6 protein-coding genes are annotated in these 5,351 nt (G+C 70.9%); 3 read left to right on the forward strand and 3 right to left on the reverse strand.

The window, feature by feature from the left end; all coding sequences use genetic code 11:
- Positions 1 to 618 (reverse strand): hypothetical protein (locus Mterra_RS22040; RefSeq protein WP_147372938.1); only part of this gene is annotated, 618 nt, incomplete at its 3' end.
- A 263-nt stretch (positions 619 to 881) separates the two neighbouring features.
- On the opposite strand from Mterra_RS22040, the gene rfbC reads away from it, so the two are divergent.
- Both rfbC and Mterra_RS18425 read left to right on the forward strand, forming a co-directional pair.
- Positions 882 to 1,412 carry a dTDP-4-dehydrorhamnose 3,5-epimerase gene (gene rfbC, locus Mterra_RS18420; protein ID WP_119316469.1) on the forward strand — a complete coding sequence of 177 codons (531 nt, stop codon included), beginning with the start codon at positions 882 to 884 and terminating at the stop codon, positions 1,410 to 1,412.
- Positions 1,413 to 1,431: 19 nt separating this feature from the next.
- On the forward strand, positions 1,432 to 1,971 hold the full coding sequence (locus tag Mterra_RS18425) for a hypothetical protein (protein WP_119316470.1): 540 nt from the start codon (positions 1,432 to 1,434) through the stop codon (positions 1,969 to 1,971).
- Here Mterra_RS18425 and Mterra_RS18430 read toward each other — a convergent pair.
- Positions 1,951 to 3,222, reverse strand: a complete 1,272-nt coding sequence (locus Mterra_RS18430; RefSeq protein WP_119316471.1) for a replication-associated recombination protein A — start codon at positions 3,220 to 3,222, stop codon at positions 1,951 to 1,953. The two genes, Mterra_RS18425 and Mterra_RS18430, sit on opposite strands and share 21 nt — an antisense overlap.
- Before the next feature lie 154 nt (positions 3,223 to 3,376).
- Here Mterra_RS18430 and Mterra_RS18435 point away from each other — a divergent pair, with 154 nt between their 5' ends.
- A complete protein-coding gene (locus Mterra_RS18435; protein WP_245971689.1) occupies positions 3,377 to 4,111 on the forward strand; it encodes a hypothetical protein in 735 nt (244 codons plus the stop codon).
- Between the two features lie 143 nt (positions 4,112 to 4,254).
- Here Mterra_RS18435 and Mterra_RS18440 read toward each other — a convergent pair.
- Positions 4,255 to 5,351 (reverse strand): pyridoxal-phosphate-dependent aminotransferase family protein (locus Mterra_RS18440; RefSeq protein ID WP_420836706.1); only part of this gene is annotated, 1,097 nt, incomplete at its 5' end.

Consider the following 5,351-nt stretch of genomic DNA (forward strand, 5'->3'; position numbering starts at 1 on the left):
GGGGCGGAAGACCACCGCCTGCAGGCTGCGCGGGCTGTAGAAGGGCCGGTCGGGGTCGTCGTTGACCGCGCCGTCCACCCGCGCGCTGAGGCTGAGCGGCTGGGTGCAGCTCAGGTTGGCGAAGTCGTGCTCATAATGCCAGCCAAACTCGGTGGTGTGGCTGGGCTCGACCAGCTCGACCGGGGTGTTCTGGGTACCGCAGGTGAGGGTGAGGGTGACCTTGTAGGGCTGTCGGTACTGGGGGTAGGTCACCTCCGGCTCGTCGGTGCCGAGGCGGCTGCCGCCCTTGACCACCACCTGGGCCAACACCCGCCTGGCGCTGGTGGGGTCGGGGATAGCCAGGATGGCGGGGTTAGTGTTGGTGGGCGAGGAGGCCGGGGTAGTGCCCATCCCTACCCCCAGCAATTCGGCAGTGTAGCCCTCGCTATGGCTCCATGCGACGGTGCCGGGGGCGGACTGGGCCGAAAGGCCCCCTCCCTTGCGGCTGGGCTTGGACACGGCCGCGTCCGCCTGCGCGCCCCACGAGGCCGGCCGGGCCTTGGGGGCTTGGGTACACGCCGCCAGCAGGCCGGGGGCGGCCAGGGCGAATAAAGCCAGTAGGGTGTGCCAACGCCTCACGCAAGCGCCTCCTCTGAAGTCCCAGTTTTGGGTGGAAATAGGGCTTTAGGCCGTCGGTAACGGGCGAACCAAAGAATCGCTCCTTTGGAATGAGTCTATTAATAACCCCCTCACTTCCGGCTTGTCAATAGGAATTCAAAAAAGCAGCACTCGATCACGTCTCGCTCTACGTTGCGCTTCCGAAACGCCGTAACGCCCAGTTCACGCGGCCCTCCAGCCGTCCGACGCGCTTTTTCGCGGCCTGCGTGGATATACTCGAGCCCATGAAATTCACCGAGACCCCCCTGAAGGGCGCCTTCGTGGTCGAGCTCGAGCCGCGCGAGGACTTCCGGGGCTTTTTCGCGCGCGCCTATTGCGAGCAGGAATTCGCCCAGCACGGCCTCCCCGACCGCTTCGTGCAGGGCAACATGTCCTACAACCACAAGAAGGGCACGGTGCGCGGGCTGCACTACCAGGTGCCCCCGGCGCTGGAGGCCAAGTTCATCCGCTGCGTCCGCGGGGCCGTCTTCGACGTGATCGTGGACATGCGGCAGGAGTCGCCCACCTACTTGAAGTGGTTCGGCCTCGAGCTCAGCGCCGACAACCGCAAGGCGCTCTACGTGCCCCCCCTCTTCGCCCACGCCTACCAGGCCCTCACCGACGGGGCCGAGGTGTTCTACCTGGTCTCCGAGTTCTACGCCCCCGGCACCGAGCGCGGCCTGCGCCCCGACGACCCGGCCATCGGCATCGAGTGGCCGCTGCCCATCGAGGTGATCTCGGAGAAGGACATGTCCTGGCCGCTGCTGCAGCGCTGAGGTCGGCTAGACTGGGGGCATGAGAAAACTCGCCCTGGCGGTGGCGGCCTCGGCCGTCCTGAGCGGCTGCCTTCCGGTCTCGGTGCTCCGCACCCCCGAGCCGGTCAACGGCAGCAGCGTCAGCGTGGGCCTGAGCGGGGTGGTCGGCACCGGCGGCGAGGGCGGCGTCCTGCCGTACCTGGCCTTCGCGCGCGGCGACGGGGAGACCGAGTTCAACGCCTCGGCGCAGTTGGGGGTGCGGGCCGGGGTCAAGCAGCGGCTCGAGCCCGGCCTCAGCCTCGACGCGGGCCTGACCCTGCCCTACGTGCTCTTCGTGCCCGGCACCGTGGGCATCCCGGTGGTCGTGGACGTGGGGCTGCTGGCGGGCCTCGAGGCCTTCTACCTCTCGCCGCGCGTGCAGTGGATCGGCTTCTCGGTTGACGGGCAGGCCGTCAGCGGCTGGGTCTACCAGCTCACCGGCGGCTACGCTTTCCCCGGCTTCGTGCTCGAGCTGAGCTACTTGGGCAGCTTCCAGGGGGGCGGCGGGCTGTTCAGCCTCTCAGCGGCGATGCGGCTGTGACCCCTCGGCCTTGCGGAAGCGCTCGCGCAGGCTTTTGAGCCGCTCGCGCACCCGCTCCTCCCAGCCCTCGCCGCTGGCCTCGTAGAGCTCGGCGGGGCGCATCCCCTCGGGCCAGTAGGGCTGGGCGAAGCTGCCCTCGGGGTCGTCGTGGTAGTAGGCGTAGGCCTCGCCGTAGCCGAGCTGCTTCATCAGGCCGGTGGGGGCGTTGCGCAGGTTGAGGGGCACCGGGGCGGCGGGGTGCTGGCGGGCCAGGTCCTGCGCCTTCTTCCAGGCGACGTAGACCGAGTTGGACTTGGGGGCTAAGGCCAGGTAGACCACCAGTTGGGCCAGGGCCAGCTCCCCCTCGGGGCTGCCCAAAAACTCGTAGGTGTCGCGGGCCGCGACGGCCAGGCGCAGGGCCAGGGGGTCGGCCAGGCCCACGTCCTCGGCGGCCATGCGCACCAGGCGGCGGGCGAGGTACAGCGGGTCGGCGCCGCCCTCGAGCATCCGCGCGAAGTAGTACAGCGCCGCGTCGGGGTGGTTGCCCCGCACGCTCTTGTGCAGCGCCGAGATCAGGTCGTAGAAGGCCTCGCCCTCCTTGTCGAAGACCACCGTCTGGCTGCCCAGCGCCTCCTTGACGGCCCCCACGTCCACCCGGCCGTGGCCGAGTTGCGCGGCCATCTCCAGCGCCGACAAGGCCCGGCGGGCGTCGCCCAGCGAGGCCTGGGCGACGAGCTCGAGCGCCTCGGGCTCGGCCTCCACCCCCTCTAAGCCCTCCGGGTGGCCCAGGGCCCGCTCGAGCACCCGCCGTACGGCGTCCTCGTCGAGCGGCTTGAGCACGTAGACCCGCGCCCTCGAGCGCAGCGCGGGGTTGACCTCGAAGCTGGGGTTCTCGGTGGTGGCCCCGATCAGGGTCAAGAGCCCCGACTCCACGTGCGGCAGCAGCGCGTCCTGCTGCGACTTGTTGAAGCGGTGGATCTCGTCGAGGAAGAGCACGAGCCCGCCCACCTCCCGCGCGCGCGCCACCGCCTCCTTGATCTCCTTGACCCCGGCGTTCACCGCCGAGAGCGCGATCATCTCCTTCCCCACCCCCTGCGCCAGCAGGCGGGCGAGGGTGGTCTTGCCGCTCCCGGGCGGGCCCCACAGCAAGAAGGAGTGCAGGCGGCCGGTCTCGAGCATCCGCCGCAGGGGCTTGCCGGGCCCGGTGAGGTGTTCTTGCCCCACGACCTCCTCGAGGCGGCGGGGGCGTAGGCGTTCGGCGAGTGGGCTCATCGTGTCCAAGCCTATTCTCCCGCATCGGGCCCGGCCAAAGGGTAAGCCCGTCCCCTCTGGGGCGGCGGCCGTTTCCCGGGTGTGGGAAGGCAAAACGGGGCAGAAGGTGAGAAAGATGTTCGGATATGGGGCGGAATGTCCTATGCTGGAGGGGATGCCCTGGTTGTACGCCGTGCCCTGGATCTTCCTGCTGCTGGGTATAGCCCCTCTGTGGTTTTATTCCCAGCGCGAGGACCTCTACCCGGGCCTGGCCTACCTGATGGCCGCCCTCATCCTCACCGGCGCCGCCAGCCTCTACAACCGCGCCCCGGCGGCGGCGGTGGTGCGGCTGTGCTGGGTGATCGGCCTGGGCCTGCTGGGCTACACCGTGGCGACCCACGCCGCGCTCAACCTCACCTCCATGCCCGTCTTCTACCAGGGCAGCGCCGCGGTGGCCGCGCTGGGGGCGGGCGTCGCGGTGCTCTGCGGCCTGTACTTCCTCCAGCAGCGGGAGACCCTGCCCAGCCTGCAGCAGGAGTCCTACCGCGAGCGCGGCGGGGCCATGAACCGGGCCGCCCTGATGGCCCTGGCGCCGAGCCTCGAGCCCATGGCCGCCGCCCGCCCCATGATGATGCTCATGCTGCAGACCGCCCCCGACCAGGCCCCCGAGCCCATCCTGCAGACCCTGCGCGGCCCCGACCTGGTGTTCCGCCTGGGCGAGGGCCGCTACCTCCTGATCCTGCAAGAAGGCGGCCCCCAGGCGGTGGCCCCGGTGTTCAAGCGCCTCAAGCAGAACGTCCAGATCCAGGCCTACGCCGCGCTGCCCTACGAGGGCGGCCCGCTCGACAAGGCCCTGGGGCAGCTCGAGGCCGAGCTGGAGCACATTTACCTGACGCAGCCGGGGATTTAGGTCGGTGGCCGGGCGCGGGTCGTACGTCCTACGCCGTACGCCCAACGCCAAACGCAAGACGCCTTGGCCCCCGGTCCTCGACCGGCCACGGGCTACGGGCTACGGGCCTTCCGCTGACCGCTGAGGGCTGACGGCTGACCGCTTTACACCGCCGCCGGCTGGGCGCGCTCGAGGAAGGCCTCCTCCAGGCCGCTCTTGCCCATGACCTCGCCCAGGGCGCGGAAGAAGACGCGGTAGTGCTCCTCGCGGGCGCTCTCGCCCATGAGGCCCAGGCGCAGCACCTGGCCGGCGGTGGGGCCGATGCCCCCGGCCACCGAGACGCCGCGCTGGTAGAGGCCCTTGCGGAGGCCGGCCTCGCTGAAGCCTTCCGGGGGGCGCACGGTGAGGACGGTGGGCAGGCGGGCCTCGGGGGCGGCGTAGGCGCGGAAGCCGAGCTCCTCGAGCAGCCCCAGCACCTGGCCGTACAGGCGCTTGGCCCGCTGGTGGCGCTTCTCCAGGCCCTCCTCCAGCGCGAGGCGCAGGGCCTCCTCGAGGGCGAAGTGCAGCAGCACCGGGGAGGTGCAGAAGTAGCCCTCCTGCTCCCAGTAGACCGCCACGCGCGCGAGGTCGGAGTACCAGCCCGGCACGTGGGCCTTGCCCAGCCGCTCCCGGCCGCGCGGGGAGAGGGCGAAGGGGGCCAGGCCGGGCGGGGCCGAGAGGCACTTCTGGCTGCCGGTGAAGGCGTAGTCCACGCCCATGGCGGTCATGGAGAGGGGCATCATGCCGGCGGTGGTCACCGCGTCGAGCATGAAGTAGGCCCCGTGCTCGCGCACCAGGGCCGCGATCTCGGCGGCGGGGTTGATCACCCCGGTGCTGGTCTCGCCGTGCACCAGCGTGACGAGTCGGTAGCGGCGCTCGGCGAGGGCCCGGCGCACGGCCTCGGGGTCGATGGGCTGTCCGGGCTCGGCCCGCAGCACGGTGTAGCGCATCCCGTAGGCGTGGGCGATCTCCACCATGCGCTCGCCGAAGGTGCCGTTGACCAGCAGCAGCACGGCGTCGCCTTGCGAGGCCAGGTTGGTGAGGCCGGCCTCCATCCCCAGGCTGCCCGAGCCCGGCAGGGCGGCCAGGAGGGCGCCCTCCCCGGCGCCGAAGAGGGCCTCGAGGTAGCCGCGGATGCGCCGGTTGGTCGCGAGGGTCTCGGGGTCGAGGTGGCCGCGCATCGGCTTGGCGAGCGCCGCCTGGACCAGGGGGTGGATGGGGG

This window comes from Calidithermus terrae, assembly GCF_003574345.1.
Classification (GTDB): domain Bacteria; phylum Deinococcota; class Deinococci; order Deinococcales; family Thermaceae; genus Calidithermus; species Calidithermus chliarophilus.

Coding starts and splice junctions, on each gene's coding strand:
- rfbC (WP_119316469.1), top strand. CDS start 882: ATGAAATTCACCGAGACCCCCCTGAAGGGCGCCTTCGTGGTCGAGCTC.
- Mterra_RS18425 (WP_119316470.1), top strand. CDS start 1,432: ATGAGAAAACTCGCCCTGGCGGTGGCGGCCTCGGCCGTCCTGAGCGGC.
- Mterra_RS18430 (WP_119316471.1), bottom strand. CDS start 3,222: ATGAGCCCACTCGCCGAACGCCTACGCCCCCGCCGCCTCGAGGAGGTC.
- Mterra_RS18435 (WP_245971689.1), top strand. CDS start 3,377: ATGCCCTGGTTGTACGCCGTGCCCTGGATCTTCCTGCTGCTGGGTATA.